Below are 20,012 nucleotides of genomic sequence, written 5' to 3' on the forward strand. Positions count from 1 at the left end.
CCACCTCCTATCTATCAGCACACTCATCACATAATCCATCATTACGCTTAACTTGAGCTCGAGCTTCCTTTCCACATCTGCGACAATCAGTTCCAATCAATTCAAAACAAGCTTCACAAAAATCATGCTTCCTAGCAAATTCAGGATCAGGTTTCCCGCAAATTTTACAAACACACTCCTTGCAGTAACCATTATTTTCTTCTAGCTGTTTAGGAGCTATCTTCCCACAAGCTTTACAAGCATACTTGCCATCTTTTTCCTCTCTTAACCTTTTAACACAATCTTCACAGATATTTTCATGTTTTAAAATCCTAACTTCAGTAGCTTCTGCTCCACAAATAGCACAATACCTCTCTGCTCTACGTCCACTAACATTATTGGGATCTAACCATTTACCTCCACGTCTAGTCTGTTGTTTTGCCACTTTTATCACCTCTAGATCAAATAATTGTCCTCAAATCTTGAATCATAATAATTACAAATAACACCATCAATAAGATGAAACCTATTAAATGAACCATCCCTTCTTTTTCTTGATCGACCGGCTTTCCAGTAATGATTTCATAACCTAGAAAGACCAATCGTCCTCCATCCAAAGCAGGAATAGGCAACAAATTCATAATTCCTAAATTGACACTGATTATTGCTGCTAGATTCATCACTCGTAACATTCCGGTTTGTGCTGCATCTCCTACCATTTGAGCAATTCTAACTGGCCCTGATACTTCAGCAGCTATCTGCCCTGTAATCATCTGATATAAACCAACAATTATAGCTACTACATATAATCCTGTCTGCTTAATCCCAAGCCACAATGCACTAAGGATATTGACAGGTTCTCTAGTCAGAATCGGAATAATCCCAATGATTCCTTTTCCTTGTTCTTCATCCTTAATTGGAGTTACTTCCAATTCCAGAAGTTGCCCATTACGCTCAACCTCTAAGCTGAGTTGTTGGCCCGGATTATTATGAATAAACTCGGATAACTCTTCCCAAGTCTCCACTTGTTGTTCATTAACTGCTACTACTTTGTCACCATCTCTTAATCCAGCTTGATAAGCTGGCTGTTCAGGAATCACCTGCCCAATAACAGTACTAGAGGAGCTATCAACAGGAACACCGAAAATATTAAAGATTAACGCAAATAACAAAGCAGCTAATATGAAGTTCATAATTGAACCCATACTAATAACTCCAATTCGTTCCCAAACTGATTTTTGGAATAAACACTTATTCTTCCGAACAGCCTCTTGATAACGCTCAACCTCTTCTGGATCACTATCATCATCAATTGGCATTTCTCCAGTCATCTTACAAAATCCACCTAGAGGCAAAATTCGAATCGAATAGAGTGTTTCTCCAACTTGCTTTCCTATCAGTTTAGGCCCCATGCCGAGTGCAAACTCTTCAACTTGAACTCCTACATGCTTAGCAACCAAAAAATGTCCTAATTCATGAAAGAAGACCAAAACACCCAATACAATTATAAAAGAAATAATCGTCATAATCAATTTCTATCACCTTCTTTTCTTGCCTGCTCTCTAGCCCAACTATCAGCTGCTAAAATATCATCTAAAGTTGGATTCTTAACTGATTGATGTGCCTCCATAACCTTTTGGATTATTTGTGGAATTTGAATAAACTTTAGCTCACCATTTAAAAATTGAGCAACAGCTATCTCATTAGCGGCATTTAATACAGCAGGCATTGTTCCCCCAATCTTTCCAGCTTGATAAGCAAAATCTAAACAAGGGAATAATTCCCTCTTTGGTTCTTCAAATGTTAACTTTCCAACCTCGGCCAACTCTAAACTCTCCAGTCGGTTTTCTTTCCGTTTAGGGTAAGTCAAAACATATTGAATCGGTACTTTCATGTCAGGAAGGCCCAACTCAGCTAGCATTGAATGATCTTGATATTCAACTAAAGAATGAACAATACTTTGGGGATGAACTACCACATCTATCTGTTCAAAATCTAGATCAAATAACCATTTCGCTTCAATTACCTCTAATCCCTTATTCATCAAAGTAGCAGAATCAATTGTAATTTTGCCTCCCATATCCCAATTAGGGTGGTTTAGGGCTTGCTCAACTGTTACTTCTTCTAAATCTGTAGCATTAGCCTCTCGAAATGGCCCCCCTGAAGCAGTCAAGATAATTCTGCTAACTTGCTCTTGCTCCTCTCCTTGCAAAGCCTGAAAGATTGCATTATGTTCACTGTCTATAGGTAAGATAGATACACCATATTGCTTAGCTTCTCTCATTACAATCTCTCCTGCAGTTACTAATGTCTCTTTATTAGCTAAGCCAATATCCTTTCCTGCTTTAATAGCCTCTAAGGTAGGCTTAACCCCTACAGCACCTACTACTGCATTAACTACCAAATCAATTTCAGCTAAAGTAGCAGCTTTAATCAAGCCACTTTTTCCTACTAAAACCTCTGTTTGCAAATCTTTTAAATTATATTTTAACTCAGTTGCTGCTTCTTCATTCATCAAAACAGCATATTGGGGCTTATATTTCTTAACTTGGGCAGTCAATAACTCTACATTTTGATTGGCTGTTAGGGCCAACACTTCAAAATCATCTGTTAAATTATCAATCACCTCTAAGGTCTGTTTTCCAATCGAGCCTGTTGAACCTAAAATACTTATCTTTTTCATGATAGCCTCCTAACTTGTGACTAGTTGTTGGTAGCTTGTGATTAGTAACTTGCTTATAAAATTTAAAGTGCGATCTTATTACAAAATAGCTTAACTTCAATTTACAATGTACAATTTACAAAATTGACAATTAAAACCTTTAAATCTTATAATCAAAATCAAATAAAGCTTATTATCACAGGGTTTTTCAGAGAACTTAAGTTTTTAAGGTCTTGATCTTTAATTGTAAATTGTACATTCCGTCAATTGTGAAGCTCTATATCAATTAATTTTAACTAGTCACCAATCACTAATTACTAGCTATTACTTAACAACCGAAATCACCCCTGATTTAAAGATCGAATTTAAAATAATTATAAATAAGGGGCCAATAAAGAATCCAGCTACACCAAAAAATTGAACCCCTAAATAAAGTGCCATCAAAGTTGCTAAAGGGTGAACTCCTATATTCTGACCTACTATTTTAGCTTCTGTTGACTGACGTACTACTGCAATTACAACATAATTAATTAATAATCCAAATCCTAAACTTGTATTACCGATTATAAGATTATAAATAGCCCACGGAAGAAAGATCAAACTCGGGCCAATAACTGGAATTAAATCCAAGACTCCACAGACTAATCCAATTACAATTGCATAATTACTTCGCAAGATCAAAAGACCTATAATAGAGATTATTGTTGTATTAGTAATTAAGATCAATTGAGCTCTAATAAAACCTACTATCGAACTGATAATATCCTGTTGCATAGCTCGAATCTTTGCTCTCCAATTACTAGGAATATGAGCTAAACAGCTTTCTATAATTAATTCTTTATCCTTACTCATAAAGAAAGTAGCAATAAAACTAATAAAGAAGGTTATCACTACCCGTGGCAAACTTCTAACTACTCCCAACAAGTAAGTAAAAGAGAGGTTAATCATGTTTTTAGCTTGGTTATAAAGAACTTGTAAATTATCAAAGATAGTCTGCCTAACAGTCTCTGGTACTTTCCATTCATCAAATAAAGTACTTAAATTTCCATTCTGCTCTAATAGTTGCTCAAATCTAACCCCTAATTTATGATAATCAGGCAGATCATTTACTAACTTATCCAATTCAATCAATAATCTAGAAATACTAATTGTCAATAATAAACTAATAAAGATTATTATAATTGCTAGTACTATAGCTACTGCTATACCACGTGAAAATCTAGCTTCCTTTTCCAAAAAAAGAACAGCAGGTTCGATCAAGCTAGCTACAACAACAGCAATAATAAAAGGTAGCACATAACCAATTACATAATTTAAAATAATAATACTAGCAGTTGACACTCCTAATAAAATCAACCATACTTTATAACTGCTCTTCATCCTCTTTCACCATCACTTCAAGATCACCCACTGTAGATAATAGTATACAATAGGCAAACTGAATAATAAACTATCGAGTCGATCCAACATTCCACCATGACCAGGTATCAATTCTCCAGAATCCTTAATTTGAGCATCACGTTTAAAAACAGAAGCAGCCAAATCACCTAATTGAGCCACCACTCCTATAGTCCCTCCTAATATAACCCCTGTTAGATAATTAAATTCTAATAAGTATCTTCCCAAAATTATAGTAATTATAATACTAGCAGCCAATCCTCCTACTGCCCCTTCAATTGTTTTATTCGGGCTAATTTGAGGAGCTAGTTTATGCTGACCAAGATTCATTCCTACAAAATAAGCTCCCATATCGGTCAACCAGGTTGCTAAAATTGGTAGCCAAACAACAAATCTCCCCCAATTTTCTCCCCCTGCTTCAAGGTTATATAATAAGATTAAATGACTAAATAAGCCTGAAATATAAATCGGACCAAATAAAGTAACTGCTGTAGTCAAGATTGCAGACCGATCAACCTTAATTAAAATCTGCTTTAATAATAATGTAATTATACCTACAGATACTAAAGGATAGATTAAGCTTAAATCATTAGTTAGATAAATTATTAAAACCCATATTATCCCAATTGGATATCCAATTAGCTTATTAATTTCAATCCCCTTTGCTTCTACTAATTGATAATATTCATTGAGCCCTAAAATTACAACAAATAAATTAAAAATCAAAAATGGTACACCACCTAGATTAAAAATATAAATCAATAATGGAATACCTACAATTGCACTTATAATTCGTTTAATTAACATTTCAATTTAACACCTACCCTTTTTAAGTCCTCCAAACCTTCTTTCTCTACTTTGAAACTCAGCTATCGCCTCTATAAAGGTTTCAGCAGTAAAGTCTGGCCAACAAGTCTGACTAAAATACAACTCAGCATAAGCTATCTGCCACAATAAAAAATTACTGATTCTTTCTTCTCCGCCTGGTCTAATCAACAATGCTGGATCAGGTTGATTAGCAGTATATAATTCTGCAGCCACTTGAGATTCATCTATTTCTTCAAGACTTAGTTGCTCAGCTTTGACTTTAGCAGCAATACCTTTAGCCATCTCAATAATTTCTGCTCTCCCACCATAATCTAAAGCAATATTGACAGTTATTGTTTGATTATCTGCTGTTATTTCCATTACCTCTTCAGCCATTTTTCTTACAGAGTCAGGTAGTCGATCTTTATAACCAATAATATTAACTTTAACTCCTTGTTGATTGAATCTATCAAGTTCTTTTTCAAATACTTGTTGAAAAAGCTTCATTAAAAAATTAACTTCTTTTTGCGGCCTTTTCCAATTTTCTGTTGAAAAAGTATAAGCTGTAATATAATCTATTCCTATCTTAGCAGAACATTCAACAATTTCTTTTAAACTTTCAACCCCAGATTGATGACCTGCAGTCCTAGGTAAGCCTCTTTGTTTTGCCCAGCGACCGTTGCCATCCATAATAATTGCTACATGTTCAGGAATTGGCCCTTGTTTTATTTCAGCTAAACTTTGTTTACTAGTAGTAACTTCTTTGGTACCGACTAATTTCTTCATCAATTTCTTTAACACAGCCCAACCTCCCTTTTATAAAATAACCCCCTCACTCCTAGAGGGGGAAGCTATCAAAAGAAATTATTGTCTTCTAGATCCTTGATCTAACTTTATTTTCTCCTTAAACATCCATAATAGCAGCATTCTTTTCTTCTAATAATTGATCAATCTTTTCTATGTATTCATCAGTTATCTCTTGAATATTTTCCAACCCACGATGATAATTATCTTCAGAGATTTCCCCTTCATTTTCTAACTCTTCTAAGTCACTATTAGCCTCTCTTCTGATATTTCTAATAGCTATCTTTCCTTCTTCAGCTCTGTTATTGACAACTTGGGCCAACTCTTTTCTTCTTTCTTCTGTCAATTGTGGAATATTGATTCTGATTACATCACCATCATTATTAGGAGTTAATCCCAAATCTGACTTTAAAATTGCTTTTTCAATCTCATCAATCACATTAGCATCAAAAGGTTTAATTAATAACTGACGTGCTTCTGGAGCAGATACCTTTGCCATCTGATTTAAAGGAGTTAAAGCACCATAATACTCCGCTTTAATTCCATCAAGTAAAGAAGGTCTAGCCCTCCCCGTTCTTACTTTATTAAACTCACGTTTTGTCTTATCAACCACCTGATCCATCTTTTCTTTAGTCTCCTTAGCAACTTGAGCAATCATATCACAACAACCCCCTCAATTTTGAATTTAGCGAACAAAAGTTCCAATCTCTTCTCCTAAGACAACCTTCTTTATATTTCCAATCTGCTTCAGTCCAAAAACAACTAACGGAATCTTGTTATCCATACACAAGGAAACAGCTGTCGAGTCCATCACACCTAGCCCACGATTTAGTACATCGATATAGCTTAGCTCCTTAAACTTAACGGCATTTGGATTCTCTGCTGGGTCAGAATCATAAACCCCATCAACATTCTTAGCCATCAAGATAGCATCGGCATTAATTTCAGCTGCTCTTAAAGCTGCCGTTGTATCAGTAGAGAAGAAAGGATTCCCTGTTCCAGCTGCAAAGATAACAACTCTTCTCTTTTCTAAGTGCCGCATCGCTCGACGTCTAATATAAGGTTCTGCAATTTGGCGCATTGCAATAGCAGTCTGTACTCGAGTCTCAAGCTCTAACTTTTCTAAAGCATCCTGTAAAGCTAAAGAGTTCATCACAGTAGCTAACATTCCCATATAATCAGCAGTTCCACGATCCATCCCCTTAGCACTACCTGCAACTCCTCTAAAGATATTTCCTCCACCAACTACAATAGCTACCTCAACCCCTGTAGCTGAAACCATCTTTATCTCCTGGGCAATTGAATTAATAAATTGCGGATCAATACCAAATTCTTGTTCTCCAGCTAATGCTTCTCCACTTAATTTAATTATTACTCTTGAATACTTTGCTTCTGACATTAATACATCCCCCAGTCCTTTTTTATATTTCTAGAAACTAACTTTAATTCCTTTTTACAAGCACCAAATCAACTGTAAAAAAAGAGAACACAAACTGTGTTCTCTTTTTAATTCAATTTTTACTTGTTAATTTCACTCATAACTTCTTCTGCAAAACATTCTTCTTCAACTTCAATTCCTTCTCCTAGCTCATATCGAGTAAAGCGACGAATATTGAGATTTTCTCCTAACTCTGCAACCTTTTCTGTTAATAAATCCTCAATAGTTTGGTCGGAATCTCTAATATACTCTTGCTCTAATAAGCAGTTTTGACTATAAAACTTATCTAATCTACCTTCTACTATCTTTTCAATAATATGTTCTGGTTTATCCTCATTAGCAGCTTGCTTTCTAAGTACTTCCTTTTCTTGTTCGATATCACTAGCTGGTACATCATCACGAGAAATATAGCTTGGATTAGCAGCAGCAATCTGCATTGCAATATTATTTACTAATTCTTTAAATGAGTCATTTTTAGCTACAAAATCAGTTTCACAATTGACTTCTAGTAAGACACCAATCTTACCACCCATATGTATGTAAGAATGAACTAATCCTTGCGCAGCAGTTCGACCCGCTTTTTTCTCAGCATCAGCAATTCCTTTTTCTCTCAAGTACTCAACTGCTTTGTCCAAATCACCATCTTTCTTTTCTAAAGCTTTTTTACAGTCCAACATTCCTGCACTAGTCTTTTCTCTTAACTTTTTAATATCTGCTGTGGATATTCCCATCACCTAAACCTCCTTAGTTATTCAAAAAAGGCGTTTCATAAGGACGATAAGCATCCTTATTTCACGCCCTTTAGAGTTTACTTTAATCTTCTTGTACTTCAGTTTCTTGCTCTTTAGCAATCTCTTCTTGCTCAACTTGACCCTGCTTACCTTCTAAGACAGCATCAGCTATAATACCAGTTAATAATTTAACCGCTCTAATAGCATCATCATTACCAGTGATCATATAATCAATCACATCAGGATCACAGTTAGTATCAACAATTGCAACTACTGGAATTCCTAACTTATTTGCTTCAGCAACAGCAATCTCTTCCTTGCGTGGATCAGCAACATAAAGAGCATCAGGTAATCCATTCATATCACGAATTCCACCTAAAAAACGAGTCAACTTATTACGTTCTTTCTCTAACTCCATAACCTCTTTTTTAGGCAAGACTTCGAAAATACCATCTTCTTCCATTTGCTCTAATTCTTCTAGCCTCTCGATTCTCTTACGAATTGTTTGATAGTTAGTCAACATTCCACCTAACCATCTTTCATTAACATAAGGCATTCCACATCGTTCAGCTTCTTTTTTGATCGTATGCTTGGCCTGTTTTTTAGTACCTACAAATAAGATAGTCTTATCTTCACTAGCTAAATCACAAACAAAATCATAAGCTTTTTCTGCTAACTTAACAGTTTGTTGCAGATCTACTATGTAGATTCCGTTTCTTTCAGTGAAGATATAATCCTTCATCTTAGGATTCCATCTCTTTGTTTGATGACCAAAATGAACTCCAGACTCTAATAACTGCTTCATCGTAACTACAGACATTACTACGGCACCTCCTCTCGGTTTTTAATCCTCCATTCTCTTCATCCCTTGATAAGACCCAAAGGGCACCTTTATCAAAGTCCAAAAATGTGTGTGCTAATTTTATCTTCAATACACCATTAAGTAGTATACCACATGCCTCAAATAATATCAAGATTTTTAAATATTTTTTCTCAACCTCAAGCTCAAATTTAAATCCAAGCTAAAATAACAGAAAATTGAATCAGTTTGCTAACAAAGTTAGTAACATTTTTAAAGAAGACATGTCAGGAGAAAATTGATATGTTCCTGCCATAACCTTCTTTTCGCTATCTAATTGATCTAAAACTTGAATGAAAGCAAGCCGATCTTCAATTAATTCTTGCTCCATCAATAAAGTAGCAACCTCCCTACTAGGCATACCTTCTGGAATTGTAATTTCAATTATTTCTTCATCAGCTTTTTCTTCAACTTCAACTTCTTCTTGCTCCAATATTCTTTCAGCTTCTGTAATTAACTCCTCTTGCTTTGTTTCGTCTATCTCTTTTTCTTCATCATCTTCTACTTCTTTAACCTCATCCTCTTCTTGCATTTCCAAATCAATTAATACTTCCTCCAGCTCAACATCTTGTTCCAAGTTGATACCATTATTATGTCGTTGATAATCCTCCCCAGGAAAAGTCATTCCCAACTCTCTAGCCTCAGTTATTATATCATCTTGATCAATTACTGGCTCAACTACCTCACTTTCATCCTCTACTGGCTGTCTTTCTTCAACAACTAACTCTTTTGGTTGGAATTGATAATCAGTACCTAATAATACTAAAGAAAAGACCACTAAAGTTATTCCTATCCCTAATAAAATATGCCGAATCATTATTCTTCCCTCCGTGAATTCAACTTACAGATCAATTCCACTTCCCGCGTTCCTTTATCTAACTTTTGAGCTACCTCTGATAGTTCTAATCCTTGGTCTAATAATCGTTGAATTTGATTATATTCTTCTTGCTCTGGAAGGCTTCTTTTTTGTTGGTTGTTACTAATCTTAACTTTGCTAGAATTTAAATTTGAGTTTGAAATATAATTAACATCAATTCTTTTTTTGATCCCTTCAATCTTTCCATTCAACAGCTCAATATCTTCATCTAATTCTGTAATTAACTCCTTAACTGAGGTCAACTCTTCTTTAAAAGATTTATTATCTAATTTTGTATTTAATAATTTACTAAACTCCTCACTTGATTGTCTATTGTTTATCGCTTCTTGTAGTTTGCTAAGCTGAGCAAGTACTTCTGATTCCAAATGATAATCCCCTTCCTTTTTCTCAGCCCGATAAGTCAATATTAAAGAAAGAAGAATTATTACAACCCCTAAAGTAAAAAATAGATACTCCACCTTATTACCTCCTGTCAAACTTTAATATCAATATATGAACCTCGTTTCTTACTGGGCAGTTGCTCATCATCTTCTTCGGCCTCTTCTTTACTTTCTTGCTCCTGCTTTTGCTCTTGAGCCTTTTCATCCTCATCATCAACTTGCTTATACTCAGTCTCTTCAGATTTGTTAACTCTATTTTCCTGCTTTATATTCTCTTTCTTTAACTCTTGAGCAACTTGATTATAATCTGAGTCAGGTTTGTTTTGCCGCTCTTGTTCTAGTTGATTAATTCTTAAGGATCGAGGAAGAGTTGTTTTAGGCGTAATCGGCTCAGTCATTTTCAATCACCACCTTATGAATAAGATGTAGACTTAATCGCTCCATCATCAACATAATATTGCAGATGACTTTTAGACTTTGTTATCTTCTTTCCATAAGTACCAATTGTTAAGGTTACCCCAGAATGAATAGTATCATAAATTTTAATTCGACCTTTTTTTCCTTCCTCCAATTTTTGAGCCAATTTATCACGCTCATCCTTTAACTTTTCTAAATCACCAGCAAGATTAAACCGTTGCCGTGTCAATTGATTCAGTAATTGTTGTTTCTTATCAGATAATTTACCATCAAGCTTCTCTTTTTTCTTCTTTAAAACCCTAATATCCTTAACAACTTCATCTAACGTTTCTTGTTTTTGCTTGTATTCAGCCTCCTTTGTTTCAAATCGATCCCTCAACTCCGGAGTAATTCCTACATAAACTTCAGTACTAGTTGCCAAACTAGAACCAATAATCTTTGCATCTATTACTCTCCCAGCTCTGACCTTTCCTCCTACAATCAACCCTTTGCCCTGATTTAAGATTATCTCTTCTCCAGCATCTATATCACTATGCATAATTGCATCTTTAACAATCAAATTTTCCTCCGTTTTAACTGTACCATTTTCAATAAATTTTACAGTAATACTTCCTTGAGCATTGATCTCTCCTTTATTTAAGCCAATAAACCCTTTAGCTATATTGACCTTCCCTTGAGATTCAATCTTTCCACCATGTACACTACCATTAATCTGCACATTACCTTTAGCTTTAATCTCCAATCCATCATTAACATTACCTTTAACTATTACATTACCATTAAACTCTATATTACCAGTCGATAAATCTAAATCCCCATTAACTGTGTGAACATCTAAGACACTAAGAGTTCCTTCATTATAAACAACTTGGCCTTCCATACTCGCTTTAATAGATAGTCCATCCTCACTAATTTCAATGTTTTCACCTTCTGGCAACTCAACATCTTCAACTGGTTCAGGAGGAATCTCTTCTCCAGTTACTGTTATTCCAGGCTCACCTTCTACAGGTAGACTCTTAGTAGCTAATACTTCTCCTTCTTCTGCATTGATGATTCGATTTAAATTATAAAAGTCAACACTTCCGTCATCTAATTGTTTAACATTCTTCTCTTTTTGTTCTAGATCAAACTCAAAATTTATCTTACCATCTTCACCAGGAATTGGTTCTTTGCCTACTGCTATTAAATACTCTTCATACTTTTGTTGAGGATCAAAATCTGCAGCAAACTCTTCTTTTCTAAACCCAGCTACAACTCCTGCTTCTTTGGCTTGCTCAATTACCTGTTCAACAGTATACTCTTCTCCTCCTAATGGCGGGTAATAATTCAAATAAGCTACCATCTCATCTGACCTAATGGTTACCTCAACTTTGGCATCACGATCTAATTCTGGTTTTCTCTCAGCAATTTTAATCTCTTCATCTGTAGTTAATGCCTCACTGATAGCAGCATAATCAGCATCAATAATCTCCTTTTCTTCCAAAACCTCTTCAACCATCTCAATTTTAACCTCTGCTCCATTACCCTCTGGAGGTTCTACTTGTAAAAAGATTCCACCAGGCTTGATTTTCACTTCAAAAGTTCCATCAACCCCTTCTTCAATCTCTAAAACAGCTTGATAAATCTTTTTACTACCAAATAGACCTAAAAACTTCTTTTCTTCAACTACTTCTAAGGATATATCTTCTTTGCTAAACTCCTCTTCTATCTTCTCTTTAAATAGTTCATATGCCTTCTCTAAAGCCTCATCTTCTTTTTTAGCCTCTATTGTTACCTTTTCAACTATTAACATATTTCTTCCTCCTCTCTTGCATCATCCTACTAACAGATCTTTTTTTCTGCTTAAATGACCTCTTAGTCTAAAGATAGCTTTTGTGTGTAACTGTGAAATTCTAGCTGTAGTTAATTCCAGAATTTCTCCTATCTCTTTTAAGGTCAAATCTTCATAATAGTATAAACTTATTACTATCTTTTCTTTTTTAGGTAATTTGTTAATAGCTTCAGCTAAAACCTGTTTTATTTCATTAAATTCAAAGACATTTTCCGGGCCAACACCCTCTGGATCTTCAACCAAATCTTTTAACCTCAACTTATTGCCATCTTGTGGCGAAATCATTCGCTCTAATGAAATATTTTCTGGAATATTAACTTCAGATAATAATTTATTAAATTCTTGTTTAGTCAAATCTAATTCTGCTCTCACTTCTTGATCAGTAGGAGTCCGCTTTAATTCATTCTCTAATTTGATATAGACTTTAGTCAAATTCTTTGCTTTTCGTCTAATGCTTTGGGGTACCCAGTCTAACTTTCTCAATTCATCATAGATTGCTCCTCTAATTCTTGGTACTGCATAAGTTGAAAACTTTATATTTCGCTGATTATCAAATCGCTCTAATGCGTCCATCAATCCCAAGACACCATAATTGACTAAATCTTCAAAATTAAAGTTATCAGGTAGCTTGACAATAACCTTACCAGCAATATGCTTGACCAATGGAAGATATTTCAAAACCAGCTTTTCCTTAGCTTGCTGTGATCTTTCTTGCTTATACTTCTGCCATAACACATTTTCATCGGTCTTACTACTGATCATCTAACTCCCCCCTTATTCCTCCTCTTTCAGATTTCGAATTAGTGCTGCTGTTTTTTCAGAATCTTCTGCTAAATCATTGATTATATTTGGATTATCTTGACTGAGATCATTAAAGTTAAGTGGGGTCATTTCTGGATCTTCCTCAATCTGCTCCCGCTCCTTATCTGCTGCTATTTCAGCTTCAACTTCTGTCAATTCTTGCTCTTGAGTAATATCTAAATTATTAGTTATTAACTGACCTATAATTGCTCCAATTAAACTGAAAATAGCTCCTCCTGTCACTGCCCTTTTCAATATTGTTAACCAGTTTAAATTAGCAACTAAAGCTACCACTAAAACCACAAAAATAGCTACTACTAAAAATACCAAGGCCAATTTTTTAGCTAACCAGCTCAATTTATAATCTCTCCTTTTATAAAACTATATCATCATGTTTTACCGTCTTAATTAATACCTCTCCAGTTGCAGTATGTAATTCCATAGTTCGTCCATAATTTTCTCCTACTTCAGATCCCAAAATAGGAATTCTTTTTTTCTGCAAAATTTCTTGAACAGCTTCTATATTCCTAGCTCCTATTCTCATTTTATCATTTGAACTAGAAAAATTAAACATCTGAGCTCCACCAGCCATCTTAGCTTCTAAACGATTTAGATTAGCTCCTTTTTTCTGTAATTTATCTAATAACATATCTAAGGCAGTATCTGCGTATTTTGCGGGATTACCTTGCTTGCGATTGCTAGGAAATTCAGGCAACATCACATGTGCCATGCCTCCGATTTTAGTCAATTTGTGATAGAGGGTTACTCCTACACAGGAACCTAAACCAGAAGTAATGATAATATCTTTCTCACTTCCAACCTTCAGATCTGCCATCCTAACTCTAATCTTATTCTTCACCAGCAACACCCAGCCTATCTAGCATAAATTGTAAAGATTCTGGGTCAGGTATTATAAAAAAGTTGCCTTTAATCTCATCTTCCATATCACTTAAAAACTCTGTCTCGATCACTAAAGCATAATCTCCAATTTGACCTAATTCTATAAAACAAACCTCCAAAATAGCCCCTGCCATATCAAATTCTAAAGAAGGAACCGAAGGGCTGATTGTTAACTCTAACATCTGAGAAAAAGCATTCAAATTAGATCCAGTCAAAATATTAGAAATCTCTTTTAAAGCAGATGCTTCAAGCTCTCCTAAGTCATTTTCAATATCTACTTCTTGACCAACAAGTAATTGAACCAATAAGTTAGCACTTTCTGGTACTAGAGTAAATAAAACTCCTCCATCAATATCCCCTTCAGTTCTAACTAACATAGCTGCTATTAATTGTTCGGCATTACCAATGATATCAGGGAGATCTGAAATTGGAGTCAAGTTAACATTAGGAACAGTCATCTTGATCTTGCTATTTAACATAGCAGATAATGAAGTGGCTGCATTGCCTGCTCCAATACTAGCTACTTCCTTTAAAGCATCTAATTGCAACGGCCCTAATTCAGATAGATTATTACTATTAAGCATTAAAAATCACCTCTTGTATATAGATTCTAGATCAACTAAATTAATCCCTTTTTTCTTAGTTCTCTCTGTTTAGAAAAGACCCATTCAACTATCTCTTCCCTCACAAATTGAGCTAGATCTAAAAACTTAACTCCAATACCATACTTAATCTCACCTGTCTCAACCTCTTCTTGTCTAATTCGAACCACTTCTCCATTGACTATATCTAAATGCAAAGGGGCCAATACTTTCAACTCTAAAAAAGTTCCTTCCTCTAAGCCGTTCAACTCTTCTAGGATCATCTTTAAGCCACCACCACTTATATCAACTATTGCTGCTTTGCTAAATTCCTTATCTAGACCATTAACCTTAAATTTATCTTTAATATCATTATATTCTACTATTCTATACTTTACTTCACCAGTTACCGGTACCCTGACATAATTTCGACGTTGAATTCTTTGCAGTTGGCCCGTAACTTCCAATACTAAAATCAATTGTGAACCTTCTTCCCAAGAAGTTAATTCAGCCTCAATCTTATACAAACCATTATTATCTATCCAATCTATAGTCAATTTCAGACCTGTTTCTAATGAAAACAAATCACCTTCTTCTAATACTTTTAATTCTATCTCTTCTTGACTAAAATCAATCACCTTTACTTTGCAATAATCAAGGTTATCAGCTTCAGTTTTAGTAAGCCTGACTTCCTGCCCAATAGATAACTTCCGTTCTAGCATAATTGGCCCCTCCTCACTCAGTTAGATTAAGCCTTTTTGCCTCAGTTCACGTTGTTTATCAAAAATCCACTTCACTAATTTATCCTTATCTTCTTTAGCCAAATTAATAAACTTTATTCCTGCAATATACTTTTTTTCTTCATTTTCAACCTTTTCTACCACTCGTACAACTTGCCCTAACACTCTCGTGACTGAAAGATCCGCAAAATCAAGATTAATCCTAACAATCTCTTCTTCCTCTACTTTCTTAATAGTCTTCATCTTCATCTTCAATCCACCGGCACTGATATCAACAATCAGTGCTTTATAGTCATCATCTTCCGCTTTAAGCCCAGAAATATTTTCTGCTTGAAACGACTCCGCACCTACTAACTCATATTCTGTCTCCTCATAAATCTCTAATCTAAATGATTTACGTTCTTGAGTTCTCTTGATCTGCCCAGCTACTTTTAGTTTTAATAATGGTGTAGCATCTACCTCTTTTCCAATAACTTTAATAGGTATCTTATATAATCCATTTTGCTCTTTCAAAAAAACGGTACCTCTCGTTCCATTAGAAACCTTAATTGATTTCCCTTCAGTAAATGGGTTAGTAATCAAAAAAATATCCTCATCTAAGACATCTGCTATTTGAGCAGCATACTTATCATCATATTGTTGGTGCAAAAATTCTATCTCAACTTTCCGATTTATCTTCAACTTTCTTCTCAGATCAAAATTATTAATCTTTTGAGTATTCCTCACATTTTCCCTCCTCCACTAAAAATTTAATAACTTATTAAAAAAGCCCTTAATTCCTCCAGACTCTTTCTCCTTCACCTCTTTATCTAACAACTTAGCAACTATTTGATTAATGCTTTTTACTACTTGTGATTTAGGAAATTCTAAAAAGAATGGCCTTCTCTTTCTGACTGATTTAGTTACTGCTTTATCAGTAGGTAAAATCCCTAATAAACCTATTTCAAGCTGTAAAAAATCACGAGCAGTCTTAACCAGTCTGTCTGCTACCTTGTTGCCTTCATTACTATTTTCTGCTTGATTAACTACTAGTTTAATAGTAGCTTCTTGATCACGTTTAGCAATTACTTTGATTACTCCATAAGCATCCGTAATCGATGTCGGTTCCGGAGTAGAAATAATAATTACTTCATCTGCTGCTAAAACAAATTTAGTCACATTATTTGTTAAACCAGCTCCTGTATCAATCAAAATAATATCGAACTCTTGGTCTATTTTATTCCAACAACTGATTAAATTATTAATCTGATAAGAAGATAAATTGGCTAATTCTTCTAACCCAGACCCTCCTGGAACTAAAGCTAAACCCTTAGGACCATCTACAATTATCTCTTCTAATCTTTTCTCTCCTCTGATAACATGACTTAGATTATAAGTAGGACTGACACCTAAAATAACATCTAAATTGGCCATTCCCAGATCAGCATCAATAACCATTACTTCCTTACCTTCTTGCCGTAATCCTAAAGCCAAATTAGCGGTGAAATTCGATTTACCTACTCCACCCTTACCACTTGTTATAGTATAGACATAAGCTGAATTTTCTTTGGTTATTACATCATTTTCTGTTAATTCATCCTTATTTTTCCCTTTAGTTTTATTTTTCATACTCTGGACTAAATTTCTTAATTTTTCTGCTTGATCTGTCATAACTCAAACCCCTTAATAATATCAGCAGCTAACTCATCAGATTCAGCTATCTTTATATCTTCAGGTACATCTTGCCCTAGTGTAACATAGGATAAAGGTTTTTCAATCTTGGCCATTATTTCAAAAATAACTCCTAATGAATTAGTTTCATCAATTTTAGTGATGATCAATTTATCTAAGTCAATCTTTTGATAAATATCAATTACTTCCATCATATCTACTATTTTAGTTGTAGCACTCAATACTAAATAAACCTCATCAATTGGAGCTTTTTTGATGAAGCTTTTTAATTCTGACATATGAACTTGATTGTTTTGACTTCTCCCAGCAGTATCAATCAATACTAAATCATAACCTTGATACTTTTCAATTGCTGTTACTAATTCTTGTGGTGTAAAGACAACTTCTAATGGCAAATCAATAATTTCACTATAAGTCTTTAATTGATCAACTGCTGAAATACGATAAGTATCAGCCGTAATTAAACCTACTTTTTTATTTTCAAACAAAGCAAAATTAGCAGCTAATTTTGCCAAGGTAGTAGTCTTACCAACACCAGTTGAACCAACCAAAGCAACCACTTTCGTTCTTCCATCTTCTAGTTGAATAGGTTCTATATTATCAAGTTGCTTTGCTAATTCCTCTTGTAAGATCTCTTTAATCATTTCTTGATCCTCTAAAGTATAAGCTCCTAACTGCCTTACAACCTTACTAGCCAACTCACTTGCCATATCATGACTAATTCCAAGCTCTAGTAATGCATCAATCAACTCTTGTAAGTTTTGATTAGAAGCTAAAGATAGTTTTTGTTGACGATTATTCTTCATCTCCCCCATCAAATTATCCATCATACTTTTCATCTCTTGCAATTCATGCTCTAATTTCCCATTCTCTCTTTTTTCATCTTCTTTTCTTTCACTACTAGCTAAAACTTCAACCATCTCTTTAGCAAATAATCCAAAAATACCCCCTGTCTTAAATTTACGGGTATTAAGAATAACAGCGTCAGAACCTAAGTCAGACTTGACTTTAGCAACTACTTCTTTCATATTCTCCCCACGATATTTTTTAATCTTCATCTTATAACTTCACCATCCCTACTGTCTGAACATTAAGATTAGGTTCTAATTCATTAAATGATAATACAACCAAATTAGCAGCTATTTGTTGAGTCAACTCCTTGAAATGATATCTAATAATTGGAGCAGTCAATACAATTGGCTCATAGCCTTGATTGCTTACTTTTTCTACTTCTTGGGCCAAATTATTCAAAATCTGCTGTGTTGTATTAGGATCCAATGCTAAATAAGAACCTTGATCAGTATGCTCCATTGCTTCAGAAAGTTTTTCTTCTAATTGTGGTGCTAACGTAATCACATAAATATTACCGTTATCATCCTTATACTGTTTAGAAATATGCCGAGCCAACGCATCTTGTCTAACATACTCAGTCAAAATCTTCGTATCTTGTGTATTTCTTGCTTGATCAGCTAATACCTCTAAAATCGAAACTAAATCTCTAATTGAGATCCCTTCTTTTAATAAGTTCTGTAATACCTTCTGTACCTGCCCAATCGATAATAGATCAGGAATCAACTCATCAACAACTGCTGAATGATCCTCTTTAACATTATCGATTAACTCTTTAACCTCTTGTCGTCCTAATAACTCATAGGCATGTGATTTAACCAATTCAGTTAGGTGAGTTGCTACTACAGAAGGAGGATCAACTATTGTATACCCTGCCATTTCTGCCTTTTCTTTTTCATCTTCATCGATCCATAAAGCAGGCAGACCAAAAGCTGGCTCTGTAGTCTCTATCCCTTCAATTTCCTCTGTAGCCATTCCTGAATCCATTGCTAAGTATTTATCAACCAAAATTTCATGCTCTGCTATCTCAATTCCACGTAGATTAACCCGATAATGGGTCGGCTCTAACTGCATATTATCCCTAATTCTAATTGGAGGAATCACAATTCCTAACTCTAAAGCACACTGCCTTCTAATCATAGAGACTCGATCCAATAAATCTCCTCCTTGTTCAGGTACTACGAGGGGAATTAGATTATATCCTACTTCTACTTCCATTGGATCAACCTGCAATAGTTGAGTTATATTCTCTTGTTCGCGATACTCTTCAACCTCTTCTTCTTCTACAGCAGCCACCTCTTCTTGCACCTCTTGAACAGAAGTGTTATACAGAAGATAACCTAAGCCCCCTGCTAAAATAGCCAGTAACAAAAAAGGAAATGTCGGTAACGGACTAAAAGTCCCTAAGACAAATAAAACTACTGCAACCAATACTAAACTCTTAGGTTGGGCCAACAACTGCTTAGTAAAATCTTGACCTAAATTCCCTTCCGAAGCTGCTCTAGTCACAACAATACCGGTTGCTGTAGAGATCAATAAAGCTGGAATTTGACTGACCAAACCATCACCAACAGTCAATAATGTATATGTCTGTAATGCCTCTGTAATTGGCATTCCTAGTTGAATAACCCCAATGATTAATCCACCTAAAACATTAATTAAAGTAATTATAATTCCTGCTATTGCATCACCTTTCACAAACTTACTGGCACCATCCATTGCTCCATAAAAATCTGCTTCTTGGCGAATCTCTTCTCTTTTCTGCCTTGCTTCAGCTTCAGTAATCAATCCTGAATTTAAATCAGCATCGATACTCATCTGCTTACCAGGCATAGCATCTAAAGTAAAACGAGCTGAAACTTCTGCTACCCTTTCAGCTCCTTTGGTAATTACAATAAATTGAATTGCAACTAAAATAACAAATATAACAAATCCTACTACATAATTTCCTCCCACAACAAAGTCTCCAAAAGCCTCGATTACATGTCCAGCATCTGCTTGACCTAAGATCAATCTGGTCGTAGAAACATTCAATGCTAATCTAAATAATGTAGCTATCAATAGTAATGATGGAAAGACAGACAGCTCTAAAGGATTTACTAAATACATCGAGACTAACAAAATAGTTAGCCCTAAACTGATATTTAGCGTCAATAAAAGATCCAATAAAGCTGTCGGTAAAGGAATAATAAACATTATTACTACCATAATTACTGCTACTGCAAAGATAACATCATTATATTGGGCCAAATTACTCTGTTGAATTCTTTCTAAAGGTGTCGCCACT

General features: G+C 34.8%; 23 protein-coding genes. All 23 read right to left on the reverse strand.

The annotated features are described in order from the left end of the window. Positions 1 to 7: 7 nt before the first annotated feature. The 23 genes from MWH28_RS03805 to flhA all read right to left on the reverse strand — a co-directional run bounded on the left by MWH28_RS03805 (position 8) and on the right by flhA (position 20,011). On the reverse strand, positions 8 to 424 hold the full coding sequence (locus tag MWH28_RS03805; RefSeq protein ID WP_248617958.1) for a hypothetical protein: 417 nt from the start codon (positions 422 to 424) through the stop codon (positions 8 to 10). A gap of 16 nt (positions 425 to 440) precedes the next feature. Then, positions 441 to 1,505 carry an RIP metalloprotease RseP gene (rseP, locus tag MWH28_RS03810; protein ID WP_248618074.1) on the reverse strand — a complete coding sequence of 355 codons (1,065 nt, stop codon included), beginning with the start codon at positions 1,503 to 1,505 and terminating at the stop codon, positions 441 to 443. 2 nt (positions 1,506 to 1,507) lie between these two features. Beyond that, positions 1,508 to 2,662, reverse strand: coding sequence for a 1-deoxy-D-xylulose-5-phosphate reductoisomerase (locus MWH28_RS03815; RefSeq protein WP_248617959.1), 1,155 nt, complete (start codon positions 2,660 to 2,662; stop codon positions 1,508 to 1,510). Between the two features lie 303 nt (positions 2,663 to 2,965). Then, positions 2,966 to 4,021: a sporulation integral membrane protein YtvI gene (ytvI, locus tag MWH28_RS03820; protein ID WP_248617960.1), complete on the reverse strand. Its 1,056-nt coding sequence runs from the start codon at positions 4,019 to 4,021 to the stop codon at positions 2,966 to 2,968. A gap of 12 nt (positions 4,022 to 4,033) precedes the next feature. Next, positions 4,034 to 4,846 carry a phosphatidate cytidylyltransferase gene (locus MWH28_RS03825; protein ID WP_248617961.1) on the reverse strand — a complete coding sequence of 271 codons (813 nt, stop codon included), beginning with the start codon at positions 4,844 to 4,846 and terminating at the stop codon, positions 4,034 to 4,036. Positions 4,847 to 4,852: 6 nt separating this feature from the next. Continuing rightward, entirely contained in the window at positions 4,853 to 5,647 is a 795-nt protein-coding gene (gene uppS, locus MWH28_RS03830; protein ID WP_248617962.1) for an undecaprenyl pyrophosphate synthase, read from the reverse strand. 103 nt (positions 5,648 to 5,750) lie between these two features. Beyond that, complete coding sequence (frr, locus tag MWH28_RS03835) at positions 5,751 to 6,308, reverse strand: ribosome recycling factor (protein WP_248617963.1); 558 nt, start codon at positions 6,306 to 6,308, stop codon at positions 5,751 to 5,753. Positions 6,309 to 6,335: 27 nt separating this feature from the next. Beyond that, positions 6,336 to 7,049: a UMP kinase gene (gene pyrH / locus MWH28_RS03840; RefSeq protein ID WP_248617964.1), complete on the reverse strand. Its 714-nt coding sequence runs from the start codon at positions 7,047 to 7,049 to the stop codon at positions 6,336 to 6,338. 119 nt (positions 7,050 to 7,168) lie between these two features. After that, positions 7,169 to 7,819, reverse strand: coding sequence for a translation elongation factor Ts (tsf, locus tag MWH28_RS03845; protein WP_248617965.1), 651 nt, complete (start codon positions 7,817 to 7,819; stop codon positions 7,169 to 7,171). An 82-nt stretch (positions 7,820 to 7,901) separates the two neighbouring features. Further along, a complete protein-coding gene (rpsB, locus tag MWH28_RS03850; RefSeq protein WP_248617966.1) occupies positions 7,902 to 8,639 on the reverse strand; it encodes a 30S ribosomal protein S2 in 738 nt (245 codons plus the stop codon). 223 nt (positions 8,640 to 8,862) lie between these two features. Next, positions 8,863 to 9,495 carry an endolytic transglycosylase MltG gene (locus MWH28_RS03855; RefSeq protein ID WP_248617967.1) on the reverse strand — a complete coding sequence of 211 codons (633 nt, stop codon included), beginning with the start codon at positions 9,493 to 9,495 and terminating at the stop codon, positions 8,863 to 8,865. Then, entirely contained in the window at positions 9,495 to 10,013 is a 519-nt protein-coding gene (locus MWH28_RS03860) for a hypothetical protein (protein ID WP_248617968.1), read from the reverse strand. Before MWH28_RS03860 ends, MWH28_RS03855 begins: the two co-directional genes overlap by 1 nt. 14 nt (positions 10,014 to 10,027) lie before the next feature. Next, on the reverse strand, positions 10,028 to 10,333 hold the full coding sequence (locus tag MWH28_RS03865; RefSeq protein ID WP_248617969.1) for a hypothetical protein: 306 nt from the start codon (positions 10,331 to 10,333) through the stop codon (positions 10,028 to 10,030). Between the two features lie 14 nt (positions 10,334 to 10,347). Then, positions 10,348 to 12,144, reverse strand: a complete 1,797-nt coding sequence (locus MWH28_RS03870; protein WP_248617970.1) for a FapA family protein — start codon at positions 12,142 to 12,144, stop codon at positions 10,348 to 10,350. A gap of 21 nt (positions 12,145 to 12,165) precedes the next feature. Next, positions 12,166 to 12,945 (reverse strand): FliA/WhiG family RNA polymerase sigma factor, encoded by a 780-nt coding sequence (locus MWH28_RS03875; protein ID WP_248617971.1) that lies wholly within the window; start codon positions 12,943 to 12,945, stop codon positions 12,166 to 12,168. A 12-nt stretch (positions 12,946 to 12,957) separates the two neighbouring features. Then, entirely contained in the window at positions 12,958 to 13,341 is a 384-nt protein-coding gene (locus MWH28_RS03880) for a hypothetical protein (RefSeq protein ID WP_248617972.1), read from the reverse strand. A 16-nt stretch (positions 13,342 to 13,357) separates the two neighbouring features. Beyond that, complete coding sequence (locus MWH28_RS03885; protein ID WP_248617973.1) at positions 13,358 to 13,843, reverse strand: chemotaxis protein CheD; 486 nt, start codon at positions 13,841 to 13,843, stop codon at positions 13,358 to 13,360. Beyond that, on the reverse strand, positions 13,833 to 14,468 hold the full coding sequence (locus MWH28_RS03890) for a chemotaxis protein CheC (RefSeq protein ID WP_248617974.1): 636 nt from the start codon (positions 14,466 to 14,468) through the stop codon (positions 13,833 to 13,835). Before MWH28_RS03890 ends, MWH28_RS03885 begins: the two co-directional genes overlap by 11 nt. A 35-nt stretch (positions 14,469 to 14,503) precedes the next feature. Next, positions 14,504 to 15,187, reverse strand: coding sequence for a flagellar brake protein (locus MWH28_RS03895; protein ID WP_248617975.1), 684 nt, complete (start codon positions 15,185 to 15,187; stop codon positions 14,504 to 14,506). A 21-nt stretch (positions 15,188 to 15,208) separates the two neighbouring features. Further along, a complete protein-coding gene (locus MWH28_RS03900) occupies positions 15,209 to 15,931 on the reverse strand; it encodes a flagellar brake protein (RefSeq protein WP_248617976.1) in 723 nt (240 codons plus the stop codon). 15 nt (positions 15,932 to 15,946) lie between these two features. Beyond that, on the reverse strand, positions 15,947 to 16,855 hold the full coding sequence (locus MWH28_RS03905; RefSeq protein ID WP_248617977.1) for a MinD/ParA family protein: 909 nt from the start codon (positions 16,853 to 16,855) through the stop codon (positions 15,947 to 15,949). Beyond that, complete coding sequence (flhF, locus tag MWH28_RS03910) at positions 16,852 to 17,934, reverse strand: flagellar biosynthesis GTPase FlhF (RefSeq protein WP_248617978.1); 1,083 nt, start codon at positions 17,932 to 17,934, stop codon at positions 16,852 to 16,854. The genes MWH28_RS03905 and flhF overlap by 4 nt, the downstream gene beginning before the upstream one ends. A 1-nt stretch (position 17,935) precedes the next feature. After that, the gene (flhA, locus tag MWH28_RS03915; protein ID WP_248617979.1) at positions 17,936 to 20,011 is read right to left on the reverse strand and encodes a flagellar biosynthesis protein FlhA; all 2,076 of its coding nucleotides are present in this window, start codon (positions 20,009 to 20,011) and stop codon (positions 17,936 to 17,938) included. Position 20,012: the final 1 nt, after the last annotated feature.

The sequence above is a fragment of the Natroniella sulfidigena genome, from assembly GCF_023223645.1.
Classification (GTDB): Bacteria; Bacillota; Halanaerobiia; order Halobacteroidales; family Halobacteroidaceae; genus Natroniella; species Natroniella sulfidigena.

Bases quoted from the DNA above. Each gene is read 5' to 3' on its own strand.
- rseP (WP_248618074.1), bottom strand. From the start codon at position 1,505: ATGACGATTATTTCTTTTATAATTGTATTGGGTGTTTTGGTCTTCTTT.
- MWH28_RS03815 (WP_248617959.1), bottom strand. From the start codon at position 2,662: ATGAAAAAGATAAGTATTTTAGGTTCAACAGGCTCGATTGGAAAACAG.
- ytvI (WP_248617960.1), bottom strand. From the start codon at position 4,021: ATGAAGAGCAGTTATAAAGTATGGTTGATTTTATTAGGAGTGTCAACT.
- MWH28_RS03825 (WP_248617961.1), bottom strand. From the start codon at position 4,846: ATGTTAATTAAACGAATTATAAGTGCAATTGTAGGTATTCCATTATTG.
- frr (WP_248617963.1), bottom strand. From the start codon at position 6,308: ATGATTGCTCAAGTTGCTAAGGAGACTAAAGAAAAGATGGATCAGGTG.
- pyrH (WP_248617964.1), bottom strand. From the start codon at position 7,049: ATGTCAGAAGCAAAGTATTCAAGAGTAATAATTAAATTAAGTGGAGAA.
- tsf (WP_248617965.1), bottom strand. From the start codon at position 7,819: ATGGGAATATCCACAGCAGATATTAAAAAGTTAAGAGAAAAGACTAGT.
- rpsB (WP_248617966.1), bottom strand. From the start codon at position 8,639: ATGTCTGTAGTTACGATGAAGCAGTTATTAGAGTCTGGAGTTCATTTT.
- MWH28_RS03855 (WP_248617967.1), bottom strand. From the start codon at position 9,495: ATGATTCGGCATATTTTATTAGGGATAGGAATAACTTTAGTGGTCTTT.
- MWH28_RS03865 (WP_248617969.1), bottom strand. From the start codon at position 10,333: ATGACTGAGCCGATTACGCCTAAAACAACTCTTCCTCGATCCTTAAGA.
- MWH28_RS03870 (WP_248617970.1), bottom strand. From the start codon at position 12,144: ATGTTAATAGTTGAAAAGGTAACAATAGAGGCTAAAAAAGAAGATGAG.
- MWH28_RS03875 (WP_248617971.1), bottom strand. From the start codon at position 12,945: ATGATCAGTAGTAAGACCGATGAAAATGTGTTATGGCAGAAGTATAAG.
- MWH28_RS03890 (WP_248617974.1), bottom strand. From the start codon at position 14,468: ATGCTTAATAGTAATAATCTATCTGAATTAGGGCCGTTGCAATTAGAT.
- MWH28_RS03895 (WP_248617975.1), bottom strand. From the start codon at position 15,187: ATGCTAGAACGGAAGTTATCTATTGGGCAGGAAGTCAGGCTTACTAAA.
- MWH28_RS03905 (WP_248617977.1), bottom strand. From the start codon at position 16,855: ATGACAGATCAAGCAGAAAAATTAAGAAATTTAGTCCAGAGTATGAAA.
- flhF (WP_248617978.1), bottom strand. From the start codon at position 17,934: ATGAAGATTAAAAAATATCGTGGGGAGAATATGAAAGAAGTAGTTGCT.